Below are 25243 nucleotides of genomic sequence, written 5' to 3' on the forward strand. Positions count from 1 at the left end.
TATGAAATTAAATAAAGCATCATTAATACTGCTTACTTTTGCGATTGGCTTTACGTCGTGCAAAGAGCCCCCAGAACCCATCGTTATATCGCCCAACCATTTTCATGCTTCGGTAGATAAGGTTATTGAGGTTATGGTACACGATATATTTTCACCACCTGTGGCTAGTCGAATTTTTGCTTACCCCAATATTGCCGCTTACGAAATTATGGCTCAAAAGGATAGCACATATCAATCGCTCAAAGGTCAGATTTCACATTTAAAAGACATTCCCAAACCCGCTAATTCCATTGCAATTAACTACCCTTTATCTGCTTTAATGGCTCACATTGAAGTTAGTAAACGTTTGATTTTTTCAGAACAACGCATCGAAACCTTTCGCGATAGCTTATATCACATTTGGGAAACGAAAAATAAAACAGAGTTTGAAGCATCAAAAAATTACGCTTTACAGGTCTCCAACTTTATTACAGATTGGTTAAATAACGACAATTACAGTCAAACCCGAACCATGAACAAATTCGACCTCGACCCCAATAACGAAGCACGTTGGCAACCCACCCCACCCGCCTATATGGATGGTTTAGAACCGCATTGGGGCAAAATTCGTCCTTTTGTTATCGATTCGGCATCACAATACAGACCCGTTCCCCCACCTCCATTTTCAATGGATGAAGATTCACATTTCTATAAAGAACTGAAAGAAGTTTACGACATCAGTAATAAAATAACGGAAAATGGCGATGAATCCGAAGAAGTTTTAATAGCCCGCTTCTGGGATTGCAACCCTTATGTTTCGGTAACTCGTGGCCATTTAATGTTTGCCGTAAAAAAAATCACCCCAGGCGCTCATTGGATAGGTATTACCAAAATTGCATGCAAAACCGAAGAAGCCGATTTTAACCGTACCGTTTTTGCCTATACAAAAACTTCTATCGCCATAGCCGATGCGTTTATTAGCTGTTGGGACGAAAAGTACCGTAGTAACTTGGTACGCCCAGAAACATTGATTAACAAATATTGGGATGACGATTGGAAACCTATTTTACAAACACCGCCATTTCCTGAATACACGAGCGGACATTCGGTGGTTTCGGGGGCTGCATCAACTGTGTTAACAGATATTTTTGGAGATAATTTTAGCTTTTTGGACGATACGGAAACCGCCTATGGCCTGCCAATACGCCCGTTTCCTTCGTTTAATGTTGCCGCGAAAGAAGCAGCCATGAGTAGAATGTATGGCGGCATTCATTATAGAGCAGCTGTGGAAGTGGGTATTGGCCAAGGCATAAAAATTGGCGATTTGGTAAACACTCGTTTACAGATGAAAAATTAAAAATATTTCTTATCGCTGTCAAAAACCTCGGTATGTTTCTAATTCAAACACTTGATACCCTGAATAAAACTTCACAAGAATTTAACATCTAAAATCGTATCTTTGCAACTTTGCAATTCTATGACCAATTTCGAAGAATCTATTGAAGTAAAGGGCGCACGCGTTCATAATCTTAAAAACATCGATGTATCCATTCCACGTGAAAAACTTGTTGTTATTACGGGTTTGTCGGGTAGTGGAAAATCGTCATTAGCTTTCGATACCATTTATGCCGAAGGACAACGCCGTTACATTGAAACTTTTTCGGCTTACGCCAGACAGTTTTTAGGTGGATTGGAACGACCGGATGTCGATAAAATTGACGGGCTTTCTCCCGTTATTGCCATAGAGCAAAAAACAACCAGCAAATCACCACGCTCAACCGTTGGCACCATTACCGAGATTTACGATTTTATGCGCTTGCTTTTTGCGCGTGCCAGTGATGCTTATAGCTATAACACGGGCGACAAAATGGTAAGTTATAACGATGAGCAAATTAAAGAACTCATCATTAATGATTTTAGCGGAAAACGCATCAATATTCTCGCTCCAGTGGTGCGTTCCCGAAAAGGGCATTATCGCGAATTATTCGAGCAAATTGGTAAACAAGGTTTTGTAAAAGTACGCGCCGATGGCGAGATTCGTGATATTGTAAAAGGCATGAAACTCGATCGTTACAAAACCCACGACATTGAAATTGTTATCGATAGGCTGGTTATTGACCAAACCGTAGATAACGACAAACGACTTACTGAAACCATAAATACGGCCATGTATCATGGTGATGATGTGCTTTTGGTTATTGACCAAGACACACAGGAAGCGCGCTACTTTAGCCGAAGTTTAATGTGTCCATCATCGGGGATTTCCTATCCAAATCCAGAGCCCAATAATTTTTCGTTCAACTCACCAAAAGGCGCCTGTTCAAATTGTAACGGTATTGGGGAGTTATATCAAGTTAACGCAGGTAAAATTATTCCAGACGATTCATTGTCCATAAAAAATGGTGCATTGGCACCTCATGGGCCAGAAAAAAATTCATGGATTTTTAAGCAGTTTGAAACCATTGCTCAACGTTTCGACTTTAAGTTAACCGATGCTTTTAAAAATATACCGGAAGAAGCCAAACAAATGATTCTGTATGGTGGCAACGAAAAATTTTCAGTCGAAAGCAAAACCTTGGGCGTTACTCGCGACTATAAAATAGATTTTGAAGGTGTTGCAAACTTTATCGAAAACCAATACAAAACGGCCGAATCTAAATCGTTAAAACGGTGGGCAAAAGATTATATGGATAAAATTAAATGTCCGGTTTGCGAAGGTTCTCGGTTAAAAAAAGAATCTCTTTACTTTAAAATAAACCATAAAAATATTGCAGAACTTGCAAATAAGGATATTGTAGAATTAGCCGATTGGTTTAACGATTTACACCATCACTTATCAGAAAAACAATTGAAAATAGCTGAAGAAGTGGTCAAGGAAATTAAGTCGCGACTTCAATTTTTATTAGATGTTGGCTTAGATTATCTATCGTTAAACAGAAGCTCAAAATCTTTATCGGGTGGCGAGGCACAACGCATTCGCTTAGCAACCCAAATAGGCTCTCAATTGGTTGGTGTGCTTTATATTTTAGACGAACCCAGTATTGGCTTGCATCAGCGCGATAACGAAAAACTCATCAATTCATTAGTCGCGTTACGCGATATTGGAAACTCCATTATTGTGGTTGAACACGACAAAGATATGATTGAGCGTTCGGATTATGTAATCGATATTGGTCCCAAAGCTGGGAAACACGGTGGCGAAATAATCAGCACTGGAAACCCCGACGAATTAAAAACCCACGATACACTAACTGCCGATTATTTAAACGGCAACAAAGAAATTGAAATTCCCAAAAAACGAAGAAAAGGAAACGGTAAATTTTTAGAACTAAAAGGATGCACCGGAAATAACTTAAAAAACGTTTCGGTTAAATTTCCTTTGGGTAAAATGATTGGTGTTACGGGCGTTTCGGGCAGTGGGAAATCTACCTTAATAAACGAAACCCTCTACCCTATTTTAAATGCACATTACTTTAATGGTGTAAAAATACCCATGCCTTATAAAAGCATAAAAGGTCTGGAACATATCGATAAAGTTATCGACATAAATCAATCGCCAATTGGTCGAACACCACGCAGCAACCCTGTAACCTATACAGGCACATTTAGCGAAATTAGGGCTTTATATGCTAAAATACCCGAAGCTATGATTCGCGGTTACAAAGCAGGTCGTTTTAGTTTTAATGTTGCGGGCGGACGATGCGAAACCTGTAAAGGCGGTGGTTTACGTGTTATAGAAATGAATTTTCTTCCGGACGTTTATGTAGAATGCGAAACCTGTCAAGGTAAACGTTTCAATCGCGAGACCTTAGAAATTCGTTACAAAGGAAAGTCGATTAGCGATGTTTTAAACATGACGATTAATGAAGCGGTGGCGTTTTTCGAGCATATTCCGAAAATCAGCAGAAAACTGAAAACCATAAAAGATGTAGGCTTGGGCTACATCACTTTGGGGCAACAAAGCACAACACTCTCTGGTGGTGAAGCACAACGCATAAAATTGGCCACCGAATTAAGCAAACGCGATACCGGTAACACCTTTTATATTTTGGATGAACCCACAACCGGACTTCATTTTGAAGATATTCGGGTGCTTATGATTGTGCTTAACAAGCTCGTAAACAAGGGCAATACCGTTTTGATTATTGAACATAATTTAGATGTTATTAAAACCGTTGACCATATTATTGATATTGGTTACGAGGGCGGAAAAGGCGGCGGACAAATAATTGTTGAAGGGTCACCAGAAGACGTTATCAAACATAAAAAAAGCTATACGGCAAAGTTTCTTAAAAAAGAATTGCAGTAGCTTTTTTAATATTAAAAAAACTCAGAATTTCACCTATATTTAAGCTTCAAAATTCTTTTTTGTATATTTATTAACTAACACTAAAATAATTATTATGAGAAGTTTACTTTGGCTAGTAGCCGTAATTTGTATTATAGTTTGGGTTTTAGGCTTTTTTGGTATTGTTCAAGGAATTGGTACCGGAAGCTTAATCCATATCCTTTTGGTCATTGCCATTATCGCCATACTGTACAACATCATTTCTGGTAGAAAGCCACTATAGAAGGATTATTTTATATAAAGAAAAGCAAACTGACAGGTTTGCTTTTTTTATGTTTTATATCTCCTATTTTCAATTAAATTTTACGAACTTGCACCTTGGCTTATTAAAAACATTTTAAACAAACCATACGTATTATATGAGAAAAGAAAAACGTCATAAAGGCTGGAACGAGATTAAAACAAATGATTCATGGGCTATTTTTAAAATCATGGGTGAGTTTGTTAATGGCTATGAAAAATTAAGCAAAATCGGTCCCTGTATATCCATATTCGGGTCTGCCCGAACAAAACCAGACAATAAATATTACCAACTGGCAGAAAGTATTGCCAAAAGTATTGTGGAAGCAGGTTATGGCGTTATTACTGGTGGTGGCCCAGGCATTATGGAAGCAGGTAATAAGGGCGCACATTTAGGAGGCGGAACATCTGTTGGGTTAAACATCGATTTGCCTTTTGAGCAACATGACAATCCTTATATAGACCCTGACAAGAGCTTGGATTTTGATTATTTCTTTGTGCGGAAGGTCATGTTTGTAAAATATTCGCAAGGCTTTGTGGTTATGCCCGGTGGTTTTGGTACCTTAGACGAACTTTTTGAGGCCATCACACTCATTCAAACCCATAAAATTGAAAAATTTCCTATTATTTTAGTGAGTACTGAATTTTGGGAAGGCATTTTAACATGGGTTAAAACAACCTTATTGGATAAGTTTGAAAATATTTCTGCAGAAGATTTAGACTTAATTCATCTAGTAGATACCGAGGAAGAAATCATCGAGATATTAGATGCTTTTTACAAGGAAACAGATTTAAAACCAAATTTCTAATCACCAGATAACGAATAACCAAAAGGCTTAGCAACAACCCAAACTCTTTAATTTTATTATATTGCGACGCCTTATATTATTTTTAACCTTATTAATGTTATAGAATAAATTGAAATTACGCTTGTTTTTCTGTTTTATACTTGCCTTTACAAGTAGCTCTATTTTAAGTCAAAATAAAATTGACCTAAAAGCAGATTTTGATATTGAAAACAGAAAAATCACCGTATCTCAAACCATTACATATAAAAACACCTCGAAAGATGAGCTTCAATCCATTTACCTAAACGATTGGAACAATAGCTATTCAACAAAAAAAACACCGCTCGCAATTCGTTTTGCTGAAGAATACAATAATCAATTTCATTTAGCAAAAAATGAAGACCGAGGGTACTCGGTTATCACTTCAATAAAACAAAATGGAGAACCTTTGGTTTTCAATCAGCTAAAAAATCAAATTGATGTTATAAAAGTTGACTTAAAAACACCCTTAAAACCCAATAAATCTTATACCATTCATTTGGAATATATCGTAAAAATCCCCAACGATAAGTTTACAAATTATGGCATTTCAGAATCTGGCGATTTAAGCCTTAGATACTGGTATATTACTCCTGCGGTTTATAATGGTGCTTGGCAGTACTTCAGCAATAAAAATTTAGATGATTTATTTATTCCAAAGGCTGATTTAAATTTAGAAATCAGTTATCCTAAAGGCTACACTATTACTTCAGAATTAAATTCAAATAACATAATTCAAAATACTAAAAAACAAATAGTTACATTACAAGGAGAAAACAGAATCGACAACCGATTGTTTTTAAATAAAGTATCAAACTTCGAAACGGTACAAACCCAAGGATTGTCATTAATTTCAAATATAAAAGATGGTGAATTAGAGGTTTTAGACAAGGTATTGATAACAGAAAAAGTTATAAAATTTCTTTTAAATAATTTCGGGGATTATCCGCACGAAAAACTATTATTAACCGAAATTGATTACAATAAAGATCCTATTTATGGCTTAAATTTTCTGCCAAGTTTTATTAAGCTTTATCCAAATCATTTTCAGTACGAATTAAAACTATTAAAAGTTGCGATTCATAATTATTTGGAAAATACACTTTTGATAAACCCACGAAAAGACCAATGGTTATTTGATGGCATACAGATTTATTATTTAATGAATTATGTAGAGGCCCATTATCCATACATGAAATTTCTTGGGTCTTTAGCCGATTTTTGGGGTGTGAGGTCGTTTCATGCAGCGAACATGTCGTTTAACGACAAATACATTTTTGCGTTTATGACGATGGCTAGAACCAACCGAGACCAGCCATTAACTATGGCTAAAGACTCGTTGCTTAAATTTAATTCTAGCATTGCAAACAAATATAAGGCAGGTGTTGGACTTAAATATTTAGACGATTTTATTAACGCCAATGTTTTGGAGTCCACCATCAAATCGTTTTTGGAGCAAACCAAACTAAAACAAACATCGCCAAAAGCTTTTGAAGCTTATTTAAAAACGCAAACATCAAAAAATGTCGATTGGTTTTTCAGTGATTATATAAACACGCGTGCCAAAATTGATTTCAAAATTAAAAACGTTAGTAGAACAGAAGATTCAATAACGTTAACCGTAAAGAATAAGCGAAATAACAGCATGCCCATTTCTTTGTATACTTTGAATAACGACAGCATCATTTCAAAATCTTGGATTGAAAACGTTATCAAAAGCAAAACTTTTACCATACCACGAAACGATGCAAATAAGTTGGTTTTAAACTATAATCAAGTCATTCCCGAGCACAATTTAAGAGATAATTGGAAATCGTTAAAAGGATTTTTCTTCAACAACAAACCCTTTCAGTTTAGGCTTTTTAAAGATATTGAAGACCCCAATTACAACCAGGTGTTTTTTATGCCATTGGCTGAATTTAACAATATTTACGACGGATTTACCTTTGGTGTAAAGGCTTACAATACCACATTACTCAGAAAAAATTTCAATTACAGAATTCAACCGCGATATGCTTTAAAATCAAAATCGCTAACGGGTTCCGCTTCGGCATCGGTAACGCACTATTTGCAAAACAGCAATTTATATTCCATAAATTATGGCGTTCGAGGTGGCTATTCATCGTATGCCAACGATTTATTTGTTCGGAAAATAATTCCGTCCGTGACCTTTTTATTTAGAAATGACAACGATTTTCGTTCAAATAAAAGGCAACGTTTAAAGTTTAGGTATTTGGCGATTAATCGGGATGAAGATGTCAATAATATTTTAAACACTACCGAACCCAATTACAATATATTTAATGTTAATTACTTAAACTCCAATGATAATTTAATCAATTTCAGCAAATGGTCTACCGATTTACAAATAGCCAAAACATTCAGTAAAGTTTCATTTAATTACGAATACAGAAAACTATTTGAGAGCAATAGGCAGTTGAATTTACGTTTTTTTACGGGTGCTTTTTTAAGCAACAAAACCGATATAACTTCTGATTATTTTAGTTTCGCACTCGATAGACCAACCGATTATTTATTTGATTACAATTACTTAGGACGCTCTGAAGCCAGCGGAATTTTTAGCCAACAATACATTACGGCCGAAGGTGGTTTTAAATCGAAACTGGAAACACCTTTTGCAAACCAGTGGATTAGCACAGCAAATGTTAGCACAACACTTTGGAAATATGTCTTGGTTTATGGCGATGTTGGATTTGTGAAAAACAAGTTCAACCACGCAAAATTTGTTTACGATTCCGGCATTAGAATTAATTTAGTTACCGATTACTTCGAAATTTATTTCCCCATATATTCCAATCTTGGGTGGGAAATTGGGCAACCGCACTACGATCAAAAAATAAGATTTAAGTTTACGGTAGACCCCCAATCGCTTTTAGGCCTATTCAGAAGACGCTGGTATTAATCTGGCTATTTTATTGAGTTATTTTTATAAAATCGACTTTTTTTTTGAGTTATTAATAATCTAAAAACATTATTATGCGAATTTATAAGAATTGTTCAATTTGATTATGCATATAATAATTGCAAAAACAACAAATTTTAGCTACTTTTGCAAAAAGTAAAATCCTAACCAATGCAAATAATCCCTGATTTGAAAAACAATATTTCTTTTGAAGATTTTAAAACAGAGGTTTTAAATGATTATAGCATTGCCGTAAGAAGTCGAGAATGCAGTTTACTTGGCCGTCGTGAGGTATTAACCGGCAAAGCAAAATTTGGCATTTTTGGCGACGGAAAAGAAGTCCCCCAATTGGCCATGGCCAAAGCATTTTTAAAAGGCGATTGGAGGTCTGGTTATTATAGAGATCAAACTTTTATGATGGCTATTGGTGAACTCACCATGGAACAGTTTTTTGCTGGTCTTTACGCCAACACCAATATAGATTTAGAGCCCATGTCTGCCGGTCGGCAAATGGGAGGCCACTTTACAACCCACAGTTTAGATGATAGTGGCGAGTGGAAAGATTTAACGAAGCAGTATAACTCAAGTGCAGACATCTCTCCTACTGCGGGTCAAATGCCTCGTTTGTTAGGTTTGGCACAGGCTTCAAAAATATTCAGACAAGTAAAAGGCATTGATACAACCCTTTTTTCCAATAGCGGAAACGAAGTTGCTTGGGGAACCATTGGAAACGCAAGTACGAGCGAAGGTTTGTTTTTCGAGACCATTAATGCTGCTGGTGTTCTACAAGTCCCTATGGTTATTAGTATATGGGACGATGAATATGGCATTTCCGTACATGCCAAACATCAAACAACAAAAGAAAACATATCAGAAATATTAAAAGGATTTCAGCGTGATAACGAACATAATGGCTACGAAATATTGCGTGTAAAAGGTTGGGATTATGCCAATTTAATTGAAACTTATCAAGAAGCATCCACGATTGCAAGAGAAGAACATGTTCCGGTGCTTATTCATGTAACCGAGTTAACGCAACCACAAGGGCATTCTACTTCGGGGTCGCACGAACGCTACAAATCCCCAGAGCGATTGGAGTGGGAAAAGGACAACGATTGTAATTTAAAAATGCGCGAGTGGATTATTGAAAGCGGTATCGCTACAAACGAAACACTTACCGAGATTGAACGCGACATCAAAAAAGAAGTTAGAGAAGCAAAAAAGAATGCTTGGTTAACCTTTTTAAAACCCATACAAAAGGAAAAACAAGAATTAATTTCCATATTAAATAATGTGGCCGCTTCTAGTATAAATGGTGTGTTTATCAAACCTATTATAGCTAATTTAACTGCGCTTACAGAGCCGGCGAGAAAAGATGTGTTATCGGCAGCCAGACAAGTTTTAAGGCACACCTTAGGCGAAACTAACGATGCCAAACAACAGCTTTTAAACTGGGTCAATACAATGTTTGAGACGGTACAGCCCAAGTTTAGTTCTCATTTATATTCTGAATCTGAAAAATCTACGGTGCTTGTTGAGGAAGTAAAACCAACTTATGATGCAGACGCCGTACAAGTTGATGGTCGTATTATTATCCGTGATAATTTTGACGCTATTTTTGAAAACTATCCGGAAGCCCTAATTTTTGGAGAAGATTCCGGTAATATTGGTGATGTCAACCAAGGATTAGAAGGCTTACAGGAAAAATATGGCGAGCATAGAGTGGCCGATGCCGGTATTCGCGAAGCTACCATTATTGGTCAAGGTATTGGTATGGCGCTACGTGGTTTAAAACCAATTGCAGAAATTCAATACTTAGATTATATATTATATGCTTTAAACGTAATTAGCGATGATTTAGCTTCATTGCATTACAGAACAAAAGGTAAACAAAAAGCACCATTAATTATAAGAACACGTGGGCACAGGCTTGAAGGTATTTGGCATTCGGGTTCGCAAATGGGCGGTATCCTTAATTTGGTTCGTGGTATTCATGTTTTGGTGCCAAGAAACATGACAAAAGCAGCTGGTTTTTACAACACGCTGTTACAAGGAGACGATCCCGCTTTAGTGGTAGAATGCCTTAATGGATATCGTTTAAAAGAAAAAATGCCTAATAATTTAAGCGATATAAAAACCCCTATTGGTGTGGTTGAAACCATTAAAACCGGAACAGATATTACATTAGTATCATATGGTTCAACCCTTCGAATTGTAGCCCAAACTGCAAAAGAACTGTTATCGGTTGGCATTGACGCCGAAGTGATTGATGTGCAATCTCTTTTACCATTCGATTTAAATCACGACATCGTAAAAAGCATCGCCAAAACCAATCGGGTTATGGTTATTGATGAAGATGTTCCTGGTGGCGCTTCAGCTTATATTTTAAATGAAATATTAAACACACAAAACGCCTATCAATATTTAGATGGCCAGCCAAAAACCTTAACGGCAAAGGCACACAGACCCGCTTACGGTAACGACGGTGATTATTTCTCGAAACCATCAGCCGAAGATATTTTTGAAGCCGTTTACGAGGTGATGCACGAAGCCAATCCGGAAAATTATCCTAAACTCAGGTAATTAAAACGCTATATAATATTAAAAACCTTTCCTCCTTAATGTCGAAAGGTTTTTTTATATATTTATGCTAAACCGCAAAGATGCTTACAAAACACGACAAAGAACAACTTCGGGCTACTATTTTCAGGCATTTGGATGGTATTGCCACTGCACCCACAGCTTATGCACTGCAAAAAAGAGGCGTGTTGCAATATCTGTTGGATCATAAAAACATCAGTCTTGAAAATATAACAAAACAGTTTAACGCCAATGCAGGTTATCTCAATGTGGCATTGCGTATTTTATGTGCCCAAGGCTGGTTGAATCAACATATAGATAATGCAACCCATACTGTAAGTTTTGAAACAAATGCACAAAGCGAAAAGGCTTTTAAACTGGTGCCTTTATATGAAGATGCCGTAAATCTGTTAAACTATTCGGTTAAATTCCCAAAAGAGCGTATCGGTCCGGATGCCTTTCATGTTTTAGAAAAAATTTTCAAAAAATTTGAAACTAATTTTGGACTTTCAAACGTAAAAAACAACACCATCGAGTATCAAGTATTAAAACATATCGAGGGTGTTATTGCAGCCCCCATAATAGTTTTATTGGGCGTTAACGGCTTGTTTCATAAGTATTTTATGGAAGCTTCGTTTAGAGCACAAGAATATCATTCTAACCCAGAAAGTTTTAAAAAAATCCTCGACTTTTTAAGTCATTTGGGCTGGTTCACAAAAAAGAAAGACACGTATCAATTCACAGACGAAGGCTTGTTTTTTGCAAAACGTGCCAGTGCTTACGGCGTTACGGTTTCGTATTTACCAACTTTTGTAGCCTTGGACGAGCTTATTTTTGGCAATCCGTTGGTTTTAAAAACCGAATCGGTATCCGACACCGAAAAACATGTAGACCGGGAAATGAACGTTTGGGGAAGCGGTGGCGCTCATGCTACTTATTTTAAAATTATTGACGACATAATTATCAACCTATTCAATAAACCCATCGATGAGCAACCCAAAGGTATTTTAGATATGGGGTGTGGCAATGGGGCTTTTATCCAACATATTTTTGATGTAATTGAATACAAAACACGGCGTGGAAAACTATTGGACGAGTATCCACTGTTATTGATTGGTGCCGATTTTAACCAAGCCGCTTTAAAGGTAACACGAGCTAATTTAATAAAAGCTGATATTTGGGCCAAAGTGATTTGGGGCGATATTGGGCGCCCCGATTTACTGGCCAAAGATTTAAAAGTCGATTACAATATCGATTTAAAGGATTTATTGAATGTACGCACATTTTTAGACCATAATCGCATTTGGGAACCTCCAAAAAACCTAACACAAACAAATAGCCATTCAACGGGCGCTTATGCTTTTCAAGGCGAACAAATAAGCAATAATTTAGTTGAAGACTCCCTGTTGGAGCACTTTATAAAATGGAAACCTTATGTAGAGCGTTTTGGCTTATTGATTATAGAATTGCATACCATAAACCCAAAACTTACTGCAGCCAATTTGGGGAAAACCGCAGCCACAGCTTACGATGCCACCCATGGTTACAGCGATCAGTATATTTTAGAAGTCGATGTGTTTAACAAGGTTGCAACCCAAGCAGGTTTACGTCCAGACCCCAATTATTTTACAAGGTTTCCCAATAACGAATTAGCCTCCGTAAGCATTAATTTATTAAAAGGAAAGTAGTTTTTTGTCATTCCTGCGCAGGCAGGAACCTACTCTTAATCAATGGGTTTAAATTAATAGTATTTTAAATGAAAGCAGTTTCAGTAACAGTTATAAAAAAGGAATTACAGCATCGGTCGACAGACGAACTCATGCAGCTATGTTTGCGTTTATCGCGTTTTAAAAAAGAAAATAAAGAGCTGCTCACCTATTTGCTATTCGAATCGGCTGATGAAGCCGGCTATATCGAATCGGTAAAAAGGTACGTTGATGAAGAGTTTGAAGCCATTAACACCAAAAGCTATTTTTATATTAGAAAAAGTGTGCGGAAAATTTTAAAGAATATTAAAAAGTATGTCCGCTATTCACAAAAAAAAGAAACCGAAGTGGAGCTACTCCTCTACTTTTGCCAGAAATTAAAAGGCTTTTCCCCAAGCATAAAATACAGCACACAATTGCAAAACACCTATAACCGGCAAATCCTTTTAGTAAAAAAGATAGTTGCAACGCTGCATGAAGATTTACAATACGACTACAGTTTGATGCTGGAAGATTTGTAAGCTTTAGAAAATTTTCTATTTGACTTTGTCAAAAAAACAAACTAACTTTATCAACTTGAACTGTCCCGATGGCTATCGGGATGTTTTAATATTTAAACAGCGTATATCCGCTAGTTGGCAACAAGCTGAAAAATGGACATAGAATATTTACCAAATAAAGGTTTCATCCTTAATTCTGTAGAAATACAATGGAATGAAGAACGGAATTCTGTTAGAGAAAAAATCAGAAAAAAGTATAAAGAAGATGACAAAACAATTGACGTCGCTCAATTTTTTGATGGAGACGAAAGTATGAACATTCACCAAAAAAGAGATGTTTATGAAAATCAAAAGTCTGAAAATGATTTACTATTTCTAAATTACGACAAAGACGGAAAATTAAGAGATTTAGAAGTGCATTCTGGTTTTGACATTTTGATTGACAACATTCGACTGAATTTTGGAAACGAAATTTTAGATGTTATAAATAAATTTAATGAAAAAGGAATCCAACACATAGAAACTGAAAAAGGAAATTATCTTTTGGCTAAATTAAAGATAACGATTGCGAATAGTAAATCAATGGGTGGAAATGGAAATGGATTATCTTATTTTTATGCGACATCTGACATTAGCCATTTAACGGAATGAAAAAGTCAGTTGTCAACAATGTATAACCGCAATTACGACGGATTCGACTACCCTTCTACTCCGCTCAGGACAGGCTCAAGCGAATCTACTCGGAATTGCTAAAGTCAGACCCGTCCTGAATAAAGGCTTCATAATTAAAAAACTAAAAATGCAAACAAACAAAATTCTATTAGCTTTTCTGCTCATAATATTTTTTGTCAGTTGCAATAAAAACGACGAAAATGATTCTACACATTCTCAAGAGCAACATCATACAGATTGCATTAAAGGTGATCTTGATATTGTTTCATCTTCAAACCAAATTCTTGGAGAGTGGAAACTGTTAAGGTCAAGAATAATCTGGCCCGAGTATAAAAACTGGGATTTTTCTGATAAAAATATCATTTATAATTTTAAACCTAATGGGATTTTAGTGGTGTCTGAATCTGGTGGTATTGGAGGATTCGACAAAGGGGAATATAATTATGTATTTGAAGAAGATTATTTAAGTGGTTCTCCTAGCCCTAATGAATCAATGATTTGGCTTGTAAAAATCATGAATAGTAAATGGACCTATAAATCTCAAGGTAACTTAATGGTAGTGGGAAAATCATATGTAGACGGGGCTGACCTATGTTTTGAACGAAAAAAATAAAAAATTACCTATAACGACTATAATCAATTGTTTGGTAAATGATACACCAAAATTTATCAACCCTAATTTAACTCAGTATCTACTCTGAAGAAAACTGCGATTAATCCCCATTACTAAAACCTTAAACAAATCATCAAAAAAAATCATTCCAAAAGCCATTCAAATTCGACAGTAAATTCATAAACAAGTTAACAAACCCCTTATTTCACAATTTACGTTCACAAAACGTAAAGCATTGTTTGATTGGTAACATCTATATTTTATCTTTGCTCCCTTAAATAGTAAAATGAGTTATGAAGATTTCATATAACTGGTTAAAACAGTTTATTAAAACAGACTGGACCGCAAAACAAACCAGCGAATTGCTTACCGATTTAGGACTAGAGGTTGAAGGTGTAGAAAGGTACCAATCGGTAAAAGGCGGTTTGGAAGGTGTGGTAATTGGCAAAGTTTTAACCTGTGTTAAACACCCTAATGCTGATAAATTAAAGTTAACCACCGTAGATATCGGTACCGATGCTCCGGTGCAAATCGTTTGTGGCGCGCCCAATGTGGCAGCTGGACAAAAAGTGCCTGTGGCCACCATTGGCACAACGTTGTATACGGATGAGGGCGAAAGTTGGACCATTAAAAAAGGAAAGATTCGAGGCGAAGAAAGTCACGGTATGATTTGTGCCGAGGACGAACTAGGTTTGGGAACATCGCACGATGGCATTATGGTTTTAGATGAGAAAATAAAAGTGGGAACTCAAGCTGCGGATATTTTTGATATTGAAAACGACCAGGTTTTTGAAATTGGATTAACCCCAAACCGCGCCGATGCGATGAGCCATTACGGAACAGCACGCGATTTAAAAGCAGGATTGATTCAAAAGGATATTAAATTAGAGCTTATCACGCCATCGGTTAGTGCGTTTCGTGTAGACAACCGTACTCTGAAAATCGATATCGATGTACAAAATAAAGATTTAGCACCGCGCTACTGTGGCGTAACCATTTCTAAAATAAAGGTGGCAGAATCTCCAACATGGTTGCAACACCGCCTAAAAGCAATTGGTTTAAGCCCTATTAATAATATTGTAGATGCCACCAATTACGTGCTACACGAACTGGGGCAACCGCTTCATGCTTTTGATGCCTTAAAGATTTCAGGTAGTAAAATTGAAGTTAAAACGGTAAAAGCAGGCACTAAATTTACAACATTGGATGGTATAGAGCGCGAATTGCACGAAGATGATTTAATGATTTGCGACACCGAAAAACCCATGTGTATCGCAGGTGTTTTTGGTGGTATCGATTCTGGTGTTACCGAAAGCACAACCAGTATCTTTTTGGAAAGCGCATATTTTAATCCGGTTAGCGTTCGTAAATCCGCAAAGCGCCATGGGCTAAATACCGATGCTTCATTTAGATTTGAGCGTGGTATCGACCCTAATATTACCGAATACGCTTTAAAACGCGCTGCCTTATTAATTCAAGAGGTTGCCGGCGGCGAAATTACCAGTGATATTATTGATGTGTATCCCAAAAAGATTGAGGATTTTCATGTGCGAATGAGTTTTGATAATGCCAAAAAATTGATTGGTGAAGAAATTCCAGAAGAAATTATCAAACGTATTTTAACCTCATTGGATATAAAAGTAAACAATGTTACCGAAACCGGATTGGGTTTAACCGTTCCGGCCTACAGAAACGATGTGCTTCGTGAAGCCGATATTATTGAAGAAATTCTGCGTGTTTACGGTTATAACAACATTAAAACTACCGAAAAAATAAACGCCTCAATTTCAAGCACTTCTCGTTTTGAAGACCATAAAATTCAGAATATTGTGGGCGATCAATTAGCGGCTCAAGGGTTTTACGAGATACTTTCAAACTCACTAACAAACCCCAATTATGTGGCCTTAAGCGAGCAGATAAAGGAAGAACATAACATTAGCATGCTTAATCCGCTAAGTAACGATTTGTCGGTGTTGCGCCAGTCTTTATTGTTTTCTGGTTTAGAAGCGGTTTTACACAATATCAATAGAAAACGTCAAGATTTAAAATTCTTTGAATTCGGAAAAACCTATCATCATTATAACAACACCAGAGCCGAAAACAAGCATTTAACCCTTTTCGCAACAGGCAATAAAAACAAGGAAAGTTGGTATGATGCTTCTAAAAAAAGTGATTTCTTTTTCTTAAAGGGAAGTATTACTTCGATATTAGAACGTTTGGGTATTTCGCGGTATAATGAAACGCCTGTTAAAAACGATGTGTTTAGCGAAGGATTGAGTTTAAACTTGGGTAAAACCAAATTGGTCGATTTTGGCTTAGTGAAAAAATCGATATTAAAACATTTTGATATTTCGCAAGAGGTGTTGTATGCCGATTTTAATTGGGATGCCATTTTAGACATTGTAAAACGCCATAAAATAACATTTAAAGCCATACCAAAATACCCGGAAGTGCGTCGGGATTTTGCCCTATTATTAGACGAAGCCGTTACTTTCGATTCCATTTACAAAATAGCAAAACAAAGTGAAAAGCAATTGCTTAAAAGTGTGAGTTTATTTGATGTATATCAAGGTAAAAACCTACCACAAGGTAAAAAGAGTTACGCCCTTCGTTTTACGTTACAAGACGAAAACAAAACGCTTAACGATAAGCAGATTGATAAGATTATGAAAAAACTTCAAACCAATTTCGAAAAACAATTGGGTGCAGAATTGAGGTAATTCTAACATAAAATTAATTTTAAAAAGCCAGCGCCAGTTGGCTTTTTTTTGTATCTAAAATTTTCGTATCTTTAATTTAAGGAACTTTTTAAAACCTATCGCTATGGCTGATTCTAATTACATTAAAATTTTCACCGGAAGTGTTATTGACGTACAGCGTATAATTGCTGATTTAGAAAAAATAGATATTAGCCCTGTTGTTAAAGACGAGAATGAGTCTGGGCTTGACCCAAAGATTTATGGCGGCCATTTGCTCAAGGAAATTTACGTGCACAAAGACGAACTTGAAAAAGCCCAGGACATTATTAAAAATATAAACCCCGAATAATAAACCCATAACTATGGCCAATTCCAATTATATAAAAATTTTTACTGGAAATTTTATTACCGTACAACGCATTGTTTCCGATTTAGAAAAAACAAATATTCGTCCAATTGTAAAAGACCAATCTGAATCTGCGCGTTTAGCTGGTTTTGGTCCATCCATTCCTGGTCAACAAGAATTATATGTGCATAAAGACGAACTCGATAAAGCTGTTGAAATTGTTGAAAGCATAACTTCTGAGTTTCAAAATTAGTTTCTGTATTGCGTTAGGGATTGCAGAGGAAAGCCCACAGCGCCTTTTTTGGCGCGAGGACTTGTAACGTAAAGCCCGACCCTTGCGGTAACGCCCAAATAAATTAAACCGTAACCGCGTACATTTTATTACGCAATTCCTTTATTTTAGGGTCTTGCATGTACTCATCAAATGTGGTGTGCCTATCGATAATGCCATTTGGTGTTAATTCCACTACTCTATTGGCAACCGTTTGTGCAAACTCGTGGTCGTGCGTTGTAAACAACACAGTGCCTTTAAAGTTTTTAAGCGAATTGTTAAATGCCGTAATACTCTCTAAATCCAAGTGGTTTGTTGGTTCGTCAAGCATTAAAACATTGGCTCTGGTCATCATCATTTTACTTAGCATACAACGTACTTTTTCACCTCCGGATAATACCGATGATTTTTTAAAAGCTTCTTCGCCACTAAAAATCATTTTACCCAAAAATCCTCGAATGTTAACTTCTTCGCGCTCTTCTTCGGTTTGTGCCCATTGGCGCAACCAATCAATAAGTGTTAAATCGTTGTCGAAATATTCGCTGTTATCCAATGGCAAATAGGATTGTGTGGTGGTTACACCCCACGCAAATTTACCTGCATCAGCTTTTTCTTTATTGTTCAAAATTTGATAAAATGCCGTTGTAGCCCTTGAATCCCTAGAAAAAACAACCACTTTCTCACCTTTATTCAAATTAAGATCGATGTCTTTAAACAATATTTCACCATCAATAGAAGCTGCTAAACCAGTAATGTTTAGTATTTGATCGCCGGCTTCTCTATCGCGCTCAAAAATAATGGCGGGATAACGACGGCTTGTTCGTCTGATATCACCAATATTCAGCTTTTCAATCATTTTCTTTCTACTGGTGGCCTGTTTACTTTTGGCAACATTGGCAGAAAAACGACGGATAAATTCTTCCAGTTCCTTTTTCTTCTCTTCAGCTTTTTTGTTTTGCTGTGCGTGCTGTCTTGCTGCCAATTGAGACGACTCGTACCAAAAGGTATAGTTTCCGGAATAATGGTTTATTTTTCCGAAGTCAATATCAGAAATATGAGTACAAACGGCATCGAGAAAGTGACGGTCGTGCGATACCACAATAACACAGTTATCGTAATTTGCCAAAAAGTTTTCCAACCACGAAATAGTTTCGTAATCCAAATCGTTGGTAGGCTCATCCATAATAAGCACATCCGGATTGCCAAACAATGCCTGCGCCAATAACACACGTACTTTTTGTTTTCCGTCCAAATCGGCCATCAAGGTATAGTGATGCTCTTCTTTAATACCCAAATTGGATAACATCGAAGCGGCATCGCTATCGGCATTCCAACCATTCATTTCTTCAAACTTCACTTGAAGCTCACCAATTTTTTCAGCGTTTTCATCGGTGTAATCCGCGTACAACGCATCAATTTCAGATTTTATTTCAAATAAGGGTTTATTCCCCATTAAAACAGTTTCCAAAACCGTGTGCTCATTGTATAAATTATGGTCTTGCTCCAACACAGACATACGTTTCCCCGCCTCTAAAGACACGTGTCCGGATGTTGGCTCCATCTTTCCTGAAATAATCTTTAAAAAAGTAGATTTCCCTGAACCATTTGCACCAATAATGCCATAGCAATTACCATTATTAAAAGTCGTGTTTACTTCGTCAAAAAGTACACGCTTCCCGAATTGCACCGATAAGTTAGAAACTGATAACATAGTTTGTATTTAATTTTTTGCAAAAGTATAAAATCTAATTGGTAAGTCGAAACATCCTCAACTTATTTTTAAACCCGTACTTGCCTACGCAAAACCCTTGTAGTATAATATTTAACAACGCCTTAACAGCAGTTTATAAATACAAGCTATATTTTTGTTTTATAAAGCATTAATGCTGAAATAATTTTTTTTTGAGGGGGACTATGAAATTATATTTATATACACTGCTTATTGCAATCACACTGCTGGGTTGTAAAAAGGATAACACCAATAATAATGGTGATTATGCTTTTTTTGGTGGTGAAATTATTAACGCGAACAATAATTATGTGGTGCTGTCTAAATCGAAGCAAATTATCGATACCATAAGACTTGATGGCAACAACAGGTTTATTTATAAAGTTGATAATTTACAACCAGGACTTTACAATTTTAAACATGGTGGCGAGTTTCAAATGGTTTTATTAGAACCAAAAGACAGCATCATGTTTAGGCTGAATACTTTAGAGTTTGACGAATCGTTGGTTTACACCGGTGAAGGCGCTAAAAAGAACAACTATTTAATCAATGAATTTTTAAGAAATGAAATAGAGGAAAAAAAGATTTTTGAATTCTGTCAGTTAAATGCCGAAGCCTATAAAAAAGAAATAGATTCCATAAAAAATATCAAACTTAAAAAACTTAAAAAGTTTAAAAGCAAGTACGATACATCGGATTTGTTTAACAAAATTGCACAGGCGAACATTGATTACAATCAATATTTTAACAAAGAAATATATCCGTTTGTGCATTACGGACACAACAAATATGATATTTTAGAATCCTTACCGGAAGATTTTTACGACTACAGAAAAACCATCAATTACAACGACGCGTTTTTAAAAGATTACTTTATTTACAACTCTTTTTTACGGTGGAACTTTAACAATATCGCACTTAGCGAACATTATAAGCATGCCAAAGACAATCATTTTAAAAGCTCAGACGTTTGTTATAATTTGGACCGGTTATCGCTTATTGATAGCTTAGTTACGGATCATGAAATTAAAGAAGACTTACTGCATCATTATACCGTAAACTTTTTAAACAAAAGTAATAATGAGAAAAACAACAAAGCCATTCTTGATTTTTATACAAGCAAAAGTTCTAATACCGAAAGCAAAGCGATGATTACGCAATATGCCAATGCGTTACACAACTTAAAAACAGGTAAGAACTTCCCAGAAACCGTACTTATAGATACCAGAAATTCTGAAACCAGCGTTGATGCCATTATAAATTCGCCAACCGTAATTTGCTTTTGGTCGCAAACCTATTACGACCATTTTAAAGAGAGTCAGCATAAAATTTATGAGTTAAGCACAAAATACCCAGAGGTAAAATTTATAGTTATTAATGTGGATGATTACGGTATGGATTCCGCTTTAAAAGCATTAAAACGAAACAGTTTCACCTTTAAAAACCAATATCAATTTAAGCACCCAAAAGCTTCAAAAGAAACTTTAGCCCTTTACCCCATAACAAAAGCTTTTTTGGTTGATGAAAATCAAAAAATAGTAAACGGCAAAACCAATATTTTTGCACGGAATTTTGAAGAACAGCTTTTAGGTTTAATAAATAGATAAGCATTCAAAAAAAAAGCCTCAACTGATTAAAAGTTGAGGCTTTTTTTATAGCGAAAAACTATAATTTATTTAGTTTCCTTTTTTATAATCTTCTAAAAATTTAGCTAAACCAATATCGGTTAATGGGTGTTTTAACAAACCTTCAATAGAGCTTAATGGTCCCGTCATAACATCAGCGCCTAATTTGGCACAATCTATAACATGCATGGTGTGACGCACTGAAGCTGCTAAAATTTGAGTGTCAAAATTATAGTTATCGTAAATATGTCTAATTTCTCCAATTAAGTTTAAACCATCGGTAGAAATATCATCCAAACGTCCAATAAACGGCGACACATAAGTGGCCCCAGCCTTTGCTGCCAATAATGCTTGCCCTGGCGAAAACACTAAAGTCACATTGGTTTTTACACCTTTTTCAGAGAAATATTTACAGGCTTTAACACCATCCTTAATCATGGGCAGTTTTATAACAATTTGCTCGTGCAATTCCGCCAAAGCTTCCCCTTCTCTAACCATACCTTCAAAATCCGTCGAAATCACTTCCGCACTCACATCGCCATCCACAATATTACAAATATCCACGTAGTGTTTTAAAATATTGTCATGTCCAGTAATGCCTTCCTTAGCCATTAAGGATGGATTTGTAGTTACGCCGTCAAGTACACCAAGGTCTTGAGCTTCTTTTATCTGATCTAGATTTGCGGTATCAATAAAAAATTTCATTCGTATAAATTTAGTTGTGCAATTTTTTTGCGAATTTACGATTAAATAAAACCTTTAAACGAAGATTTACTTAAAATATATTAACAATTTAAATTATAAATAATTAAGGGTTTTAATTGAAAAATCCTTCTGCGTTTTGCCTTTATCTGAAATTGTTCAATTTAGTTCACACAAAACTGAAAATACAAAACTTAAATTAATTACAATTTATTTTTAACATGTGATGGGTTTACCATTTAATAATGGCGCTCGCCCAAGTAAATCCGCTACCAAAGGCTGCCAATACCACATTATCGCCAGCTTTAATTTTGCCTTCCTCCCATGCTTCGGTTAGTGCAATAATTACCGATGCCGCCGTGGTATTCCCGTATTTCTGAATGTTGTTAAATACTTGGTCGTCGGTTAAGGCAAATTTCTTTTGAATGAATTGTGCAATGCGCAAATTGGCTTGATGCGGAATGAGCATATCGATGTCCTCTTTTTGCAGACCGTTTTTTTGCAGCCCTTCCATAATCACCTCGCTAAAACGAACCACCGCATGTTTAAAAACAAAGGTGCCATCCATATATGGGAAATAAGACAAATCTTCTTCCTCAGATTCTAAAATCTGTGGCACCCAATGTTTGATGCTGGGCGACTCCACAATAAGTTTATCGGCATACTTCCCTTCGCTGTGCAAGTGTGTTGAAAGAATACCTTTAGTGGTATCCTCTTCCCTAGAAAGCACACAAGCACCCGCGCCATCGCCAAAAATAACGGTAACACCCCGACCTCTTGTGGTTTTATCCAAACCATTGGAATGGTATTCTGAACCCACCACCAATATGTTTTTGTACATTCCGGTTTTTATAAACTGGTCGGCTACCGAAATGGCATACACAAAGCCCGAACACTGGTTTCTAATATCAATGGCTCCCACATTTTTTAACCCTAGCATTTCTTGGATTTGCACACCGCAACCCGGAAAATAATAATCTGGCGTCATGGTGGCAAACACAATAAAATCGATATCATCATTGGTTAAGCCAGAGCGCTCAATAGCCATTTTAGAGGCTTTTGCACCCATAATTGCCGATGTGTCATCGGTCCCTTCTTTTATCCACCGGCGTTCTTTGATTCCGGTGCGTTCTTGAATCCATGCATCGTTGGTGTCCATCATTTTAGATAAATCGTCATTGGTCACCACGTGCTCCGGAAGATATTTTCCTAAGCCTATTATTTTTGAATTATACATAGTTATCCTTATTTGAAAAACCAAAGTACAAAATTTAATATTCAAATTATAATATTTAAAATTCGGAAATCTAAAAGCCCTCACTAATAGTGTATTGGATTTTTAAATTATTTTTTGAATTTGCATTTTCCAAAAAAAAAGCTGTGTCAGTTTGTCATATTTCTATTCTTGGCATTTTTGTTGTCTATGAAAACAAAGTAAGTTTAAACTAAAATTAATCAGATTTCCTCCCGATAGCTATCGGGATTCGAGGGAATGACAAATAAATTATTTTAATTATGACAAAAGGAAATATTAATGTTTCGGTGGAAAACATCTTCCCACTCATTAAAAAATTCTTGTACAGCGATCACGAAATATTTTTACGTGAGCTAATCAGTAACGCCACAGATGCCACGTTAAAACTAAAGCATTTAACCAATATTGGTGATGCAAAGGTTGAATATGGCAATCCGCAAATTGAGGTTAAAATTGATAAAGAAGGTAAAAAACTTCATATTATCGATCAAGGTTTGGGTATGACTGCCGATGAAGTTGAAAAATACATCAATCAGGTGGCATTTTCTGGAGCCGAAGAGTTTTTAGATAAATATAAAGATTCGGCTAAAGATTCTGGCATTATTGGCCATTTTGGTTTAGGTTTTTATTCCGCTTTTATGGTGGCCGAAAAAGTTGAGATTATCACAAAATCTTATAAAGATGAACCTGCCGCACATTGGACCTGCGATGGCTCTCCCGAATTCACTTTGGTTCAAGCCGATAAAACAGAAAGAGGTACCGAAATCATTCTTCATATTACCGACGATGACAAAGAGTTTTTAGAAGAAGCTCGTATACGTGAGCTTTTGTTAAAGTACAACAAGTTTATGCCTGTTCCTATTAAGTTTGGAACTAAAGAAATAAACGACCCTGACTTTACGCCTAAAACAACAAAAGACAAAGACGGTAAAGAAACTACCGAACCACATAAACAAATTACGGTTGATAACATTATTAACAACCCAAACCCTGCGTGGACCAAGCAACCGGCAGATTTAAAGGATGAAGATTACAGCAATTTCTACCGCGAGTTGTACCCGATGCAATTCGAGGAGCCGTTGTTTAATATTCACTTAAATGTCGATTATCCGTTTAATTTAACCGGGATTTTATATTTCCCGAAAATGACGAACGATTTAAACATTCAAAAAGATAAAATTCAACTGTACCAAAATCAGGTTTTTGTAACCGATAACGTTGAAGGTATTGTCCCTGAATTTTTAACGATGTTGCGTGGTGTTATCGATTCTCCCGATATTCCGTTAAACGTATCGCGTTCGTATTTACAGGCCGATGGTGCTGTTAAAAAGATATCGTCGTACATTACCAGAAAGGTGGCCGATAAATTAAAATCGTTGTTTAATAACAACCGTGAAGACTTTGAAGCCAAATGGAACGATATTAAAATCGTGATTGAGTACGGTATGCTTTCCGAAGAAAAATTCTTTGAAAAAGCCGATGCCTTTGCATTGTACCCAACCGTAGACGGTACGTATTATACGTACGACGAGCTTTACAACAAAATAAAAGCAAAACAAACAGATAAGGATGATAAACTTGTAATTCTTTACGCATCGAACAAAGATGAGCAGCACAGTTACATCGAGGCTGCCAGAGCTAAAGGTTACGAGGTATTGCTTTTAGATTCGCCCATTGTGTCGCACTTAATGCAAAAGCTGGAAACCTCAAAAGAAAAAATATCTTTTGCCCGTGTTGATGCCGACCATATTGATAAAATAATTCAGAAAGACGAAACCAAGATTTCTAAGTTGGATGAAGAGCAAACTAAAAAATTAGACGAACTTTTAAAAGAAGTGATTCCCTCTGAAAAATTTGTGGTACAATTAGAACCAATGGACAGCGATGCTGCACCGTTTATGATTACACAACCGGAGTTTATGCGCCGTATGAAAGAAATGCAAGCCACAGGTGGCGGAGGCATGAATATGTTTGGCAGTATGCCAGAAATGTACAACTTGGTTGTTAATACAAATTCTGAATTGGTTGGCGATATTTTAAGCACCAAAACCAAAAAGAAGCAAGAGCGTTTAATAAACCAAAGTTTGGATTTGGCGCGACTTTCTCAAGGTTTGCTTAAAGGCGAAGAATTGACAAACTTTATTAAGCGTAGTTACGAGATGATTAAATAAGAACGTCATTACGAGGACGCATTTTGCCTGCACTGAGCTTGTCGAAATGTTGTAATC

Annotated in this window: 18 protein-coding genes; 15 read left to right on the forward strand and 3 right to left on the reverse strand. The window is 36.2% G+C overall.

Going from position 1 to position 25243, the window contains the following annotated elements:
* The first annotated feature begins 1 nt into the window (after window position 1).
* The 13 genes from RNZ46_RS15815 (at window position 2) to RNZ46_RS15875 (ending at window position 17686) form a co-directional block, all read left to right on the forward strand.
* On the forward strand, window positions 2–1336 hold the full coding sequence (locus tag RNZ46_RS15815; protein WP_316983141.1) for a vanadium-dependent haloperoxidase: 1335 nt from the start codon (window positions 2–4) through the stop codon (window positions 1334–1336).
* A gap of 120 nt (window positions 1337–1456) precedes the next feature.
* Window positions 1457–4288 (forward strand): excinuclease ABC subunit UvrA, encoded by a 2832-nt coding sequence (gene uvrA / locus RNZ46_RS15820; RefSeq protein WP_316983142.1) that lies wholly within the window; start codon window positions 1457–1459, stop codon window positions 4286–4288.
* Window positions 4289–4382: 94 nt separating this feature from the next.
* On the forward strand, window positions 4383–4550 hold the full coding sequence (locus RNZ46_RS15825) for a lmo0937 family membrane protein (RefSeq protein ID WP_316983143.1): 168 nt from the start codon (window positions 4383–4385) through the stop codon (window positions 4548–4550).
* Window positions 4551–4686: 136 nt separating this feature from the next.
* A complete protein-coding gene (locus RNZ46_RS15830) occupies window positions 4687–5376 on the forward strand; it encodes an LOG family protein (protein WP_316983144.1) in 690 nt (229 codons plus the stop codon).
* Window positions 5377–5485: 109 nt separating this feature from the next.
* Window positions 5486–8317: a gluzincin family metallopeptidase gene (locus RNZ46_RS15835; protein WP_316983145.1), complete on the forward strand. Its 2832-nt coding sequence runs from the start codon at window positions 5486–5488 to the stop codon at window positions 8315–8317.
* A 171-nt stretch (window positions 8318–8488) separates the two neighbouring features.
* Window positions 8489–10900, forward strand: a complete 2412-nt coding sequence (locus tag RNZ46_RS15840) for an alpha-ketoacid dehydrogenase subunit alpha/beta (protein ID WP_316983146.1) — start codon at window positions 8489–8491, stop codon at window positions 10898–10900.
* A gap of 80 nt (window positions 10901–10980) precedes the next feature.
* On the forward strand, window positions 10981–12585 hold the full coding sequence (locus RNZ46_RS15845; RefSeq protein ID WP_316983147.1) for a class I SAM-dependent methyltransferase: 1605 nt from the start codon (window positions 10981–10983) through the stop codon (window positions 12583–12585).
* Window positions 12586–12653: 68 nt separating this feature from the next.
* On the forward strand, window positions 12654–13124 hold the full coding sequence (locus tag RNZ46_RS15850; protein ID WP_316983148.1) for a hypothetical protein: 471 nt from the start codon (window positions 12654–12656) through the stop codon (window positions 13122–13124).
* 132 nt (window positions 13125–13256) lie between these two features.
* A complete protein-coding gene (locus RNZ46_RS15855; RefSeq protein WP_316983149.1) occupies window positions 13257–13754 on the forward strand; it encodes a hypothetical protein in 498 nt (165 codons plus the stop codon).
* A 148-nt stretch (window positions 13755–13902) separates the two neighbouring features.
* A complete protein-coding gene (locus RNZ46_RS15860) occupies window positions 13903–14388 on the forward strand; it encodes a hypothetical protein (protein ID WP_316983150.1) in 486 nt (161 codons plus the stop codon).
* 293 nt (window positions 14389–14681) lie between these two features.
* Window positions 14682–17108 (forward strand): phenylalanine--tRNA ligase subunit beta, encoded by a 2427-nt coding sequence (gene pheT, locus RNZ46_RS15865; RefSeq protein WP_316983151.1) that lies wholly within the window; start codon window positions 14682–14684, stop codon window positions 17106–17108.
* Window positions 17109–17211: 103 nt separating this feature from the next.
* A complete protein-coding gene (locus RNZ46_RS15870) occupies window positions 17212–17436 on the forward strand; it encodes a putative signal transducing protein (protein ID WP_316983152.1) in 225 nt (74 codons plus the stop codon).
* A gap of 13 nt (window positions 17437–17449) precedes the next feature.
* Window positions 17450–17686 (forward strand): putative signal transducing protein, encoded by a 237-nt coding sequence (locus RNZ46_RS15875; RefSeq protein ID WP_316983153.1) that lies wholly within the window; start codon window positions 17450–17452, stop codon window positions 17684–17686.
* Between the two features lie 103 nt (window positions 17687–17789).
* Here the strand turns inward: RNZ46_RS15875 and RNZ46_RS15880 are convergent, their stop codons facing one another.
* A complete protein-coding gene (locus RNZ46_RS15880) occupies window positions 17790–19415 on the reverse strand; it encodes an ABC-F family ATP-binding cassette domain-containing protein (RefSeq protein WP_316983154.1) in 1626 nt (541 codons plus the stop codon).
* Between the two features lie 203 nt (window positions 19416–19618).
* Between RNZ46_RS15880 and RNZ46_RS15885 the strand changes: the two genes are divergently transcribed.
* The gene (locus RNZ46_RS15885) at window positions 19619–21040 is read left to right on the forward strand and encodes a TlpA family protein disulfide reductase (protein ID WP_316983155.1); all 1422 of its coding nucleotides are present in this window, start codon (window positions 19619–19621) and stop codon (window positions 21038–21040) included.
* Between the two features lie 69 nt (window positions 21041–21109).
* On the opposite strand, the gene fsa is transcribed toward RNZ46_RS15885, so the two are convergent.
* Both fsa and RNZ46_RS15895 read right to left on the reverse strand, forming a co-directional pair.
* Complete coding sequence (gene fsa / locus RNZ46_RS15890; protein WP_316983156.1) at window positions 21110–21763, reverse strand: fructose-6-phosphate aldolase; 654 nt, start codon at window positions 21761–21763, stop codon at window positions 21110–21112.
* Between the two features lie 229 nt (window positions 21764–21992).
* Window positions 21993–22997, reverse strand: a complete 1005-nt coding sequence (locus tag RNZ46_RS15895; protein ID WP_316983157.1) for a 3-oxoacyl-ACP synthase III family protein — start codon at window positions 22995–22997, stop codon at window positions 21993–21995.
* A 278-nt stretch (window positions 22998–23275) separates the two neighbouring features.
* On the opposite strand from RNZ46_RS15895, the gene htpG reads away from it, so the two are divergent.
* Entirely contained in the window at window positions 23276–25186 is a 1911-nt protein-coding gene (gene htpG / locus RNZ46_RS15900) for a molecular chaperone HtpG (RefSeq protein WP_316983158.1), read from the forward strand.
* Window positions 25187–25243: the final 57 nt, after the last annotated feature.

The organism is Hwangdonia lutea, from assembly GCF_032814565.1.
GTDB classification, from domain to species: Bacteria; Bacteroidota; Bacteroidia; order Flavobacteriales; family Flavobacteriaceae; genus Hwangdonia; species Hwangdonia lutea.

What these genes read in the sequence shown, in the direction of transcription:
- RNZ46_RS15815 (WP_316983141.1), top strand. Translation starts at nt 2, where the DNA reads ATGAAATTAAATAAAGCATCATTAATACTGCTTACTTTTGCGATTGGC.
- uvrA (WP_316983142.1), top strand. Translation starts at nt 1,457, where the DNA reads ATGACCAATTTCGAAGAATCTATTGAAGTAAAGGGCGCACGCGTTCAT.
- RNZ46_RS15825 (WP_316983143.1), top strand. Translation starts at nt 4,383, where the DNA reads ATGAGAAGTTTACTTTGGCTAGTAGCCGTAATTTGTATTATAGTTTGG.
- RNZ46_RS15830 (WP_316983144.1), top strand. Translation starts at nt 4,687, where the DNA reads ATGAGAAAAGAAAAACGTCATAAAGGCTGGAACGAGATTAAAACAAAT.
- RNZ46_RS15840 (WP_316983146.1), top strand. Translation starts at nt 8,489, where the DNA reads ATGCAAATAATCCCTGATTTGAAAAACAATATTTCTTTTGAAGATTTT.
- RNZ46_RS15845 (WP_316983147.1), top strand. Translation starts at nt 10,981, where the DNA reads ATGCTTACAAAACACGACAAAGAACAACTTCGGGCTACTATTTTCAGG.
- RNZ46_RS15850 (WP_316983148.1), top strand. Translation starts at nt 12,654, where the DNA reads ATGAAAGCAGTTTCAGTAACAGTTATAAAAAAGGAATTACAGCATCGG.
- RNZ46_RS15855 (WP_316983149.1), top strand. Translation starts at nt 13,257, where the DNA reads ATGGACATAGAATATTTACCAAATAAAGGTTTCATCCTTAATTCTGTA.
- RNZ46_RS15860 (WP_316983150.1), top strand. Translation starts at nt 13,903, where the DNA reads ATGCAAACAAACAAAATTCTATTAGCTTTTCTGCTCATAATATTTTTT.
- pheT (WP_316983151.1), top strand. Translation starts at nt 14,682, where the DNA reads ATGAAGATTTCATATAACTGGTTAAAACAGTTTATTAAAACAGACTGG.
- RNZ46_RS15870 (WP_316983152.1), top strand. Translation starts at nt 17,212, where the DNA reads ATGGCTGATTCTAATTACATTAAAATTTTCACCGGAAGTGTTATTGAC.
- RNZ46_RS15875 (WP_316983153.1), top strand. Translation starts at nt 17,450, where the DNA reads ATGGCCAATTCCAATTATATAAAAATTTTTACTGGAAATTTTATTACC.
- RNZ46_RS15880 (WP_316983154.1), bottom strand. Translation starts at nt 19,415, where the DNA reads ATGTTATCAGTTTCTAACTTATCGGTGCAATTCGGGAAGCGTGTACTT.
- RNZ46_RS15885 (WP_316983155.1), top strand. Translation starts at nt 19,619, where the DNA reads ATGAAATTATATTTATATACACTGCTTATTGCAATCACACTGCTGGGT.
- fsa (WP_316983156.1), bottom strand. Translation starts at nt 21,763, where the DNA reads ATGAAATTTTTTATTGATACCGCAAATCTAGATCAGATAAAAGAAGCT.
- RNZ46_RS15895 (WP_316983157.1), bottom strand. Translation starts at nt 22,997, where the DNA reads ATGTATAATTCAAAAATAATAGGCTTAGGAAAATATCTTCCGGAGCAC.
- htpG (WP_316983158.1), top strand. Translation starts at nt 23,276, where the DNA reads ATGACAAAAGGAAATATTAATGTTTCGGTGGAAAACATCTTCCCACTC.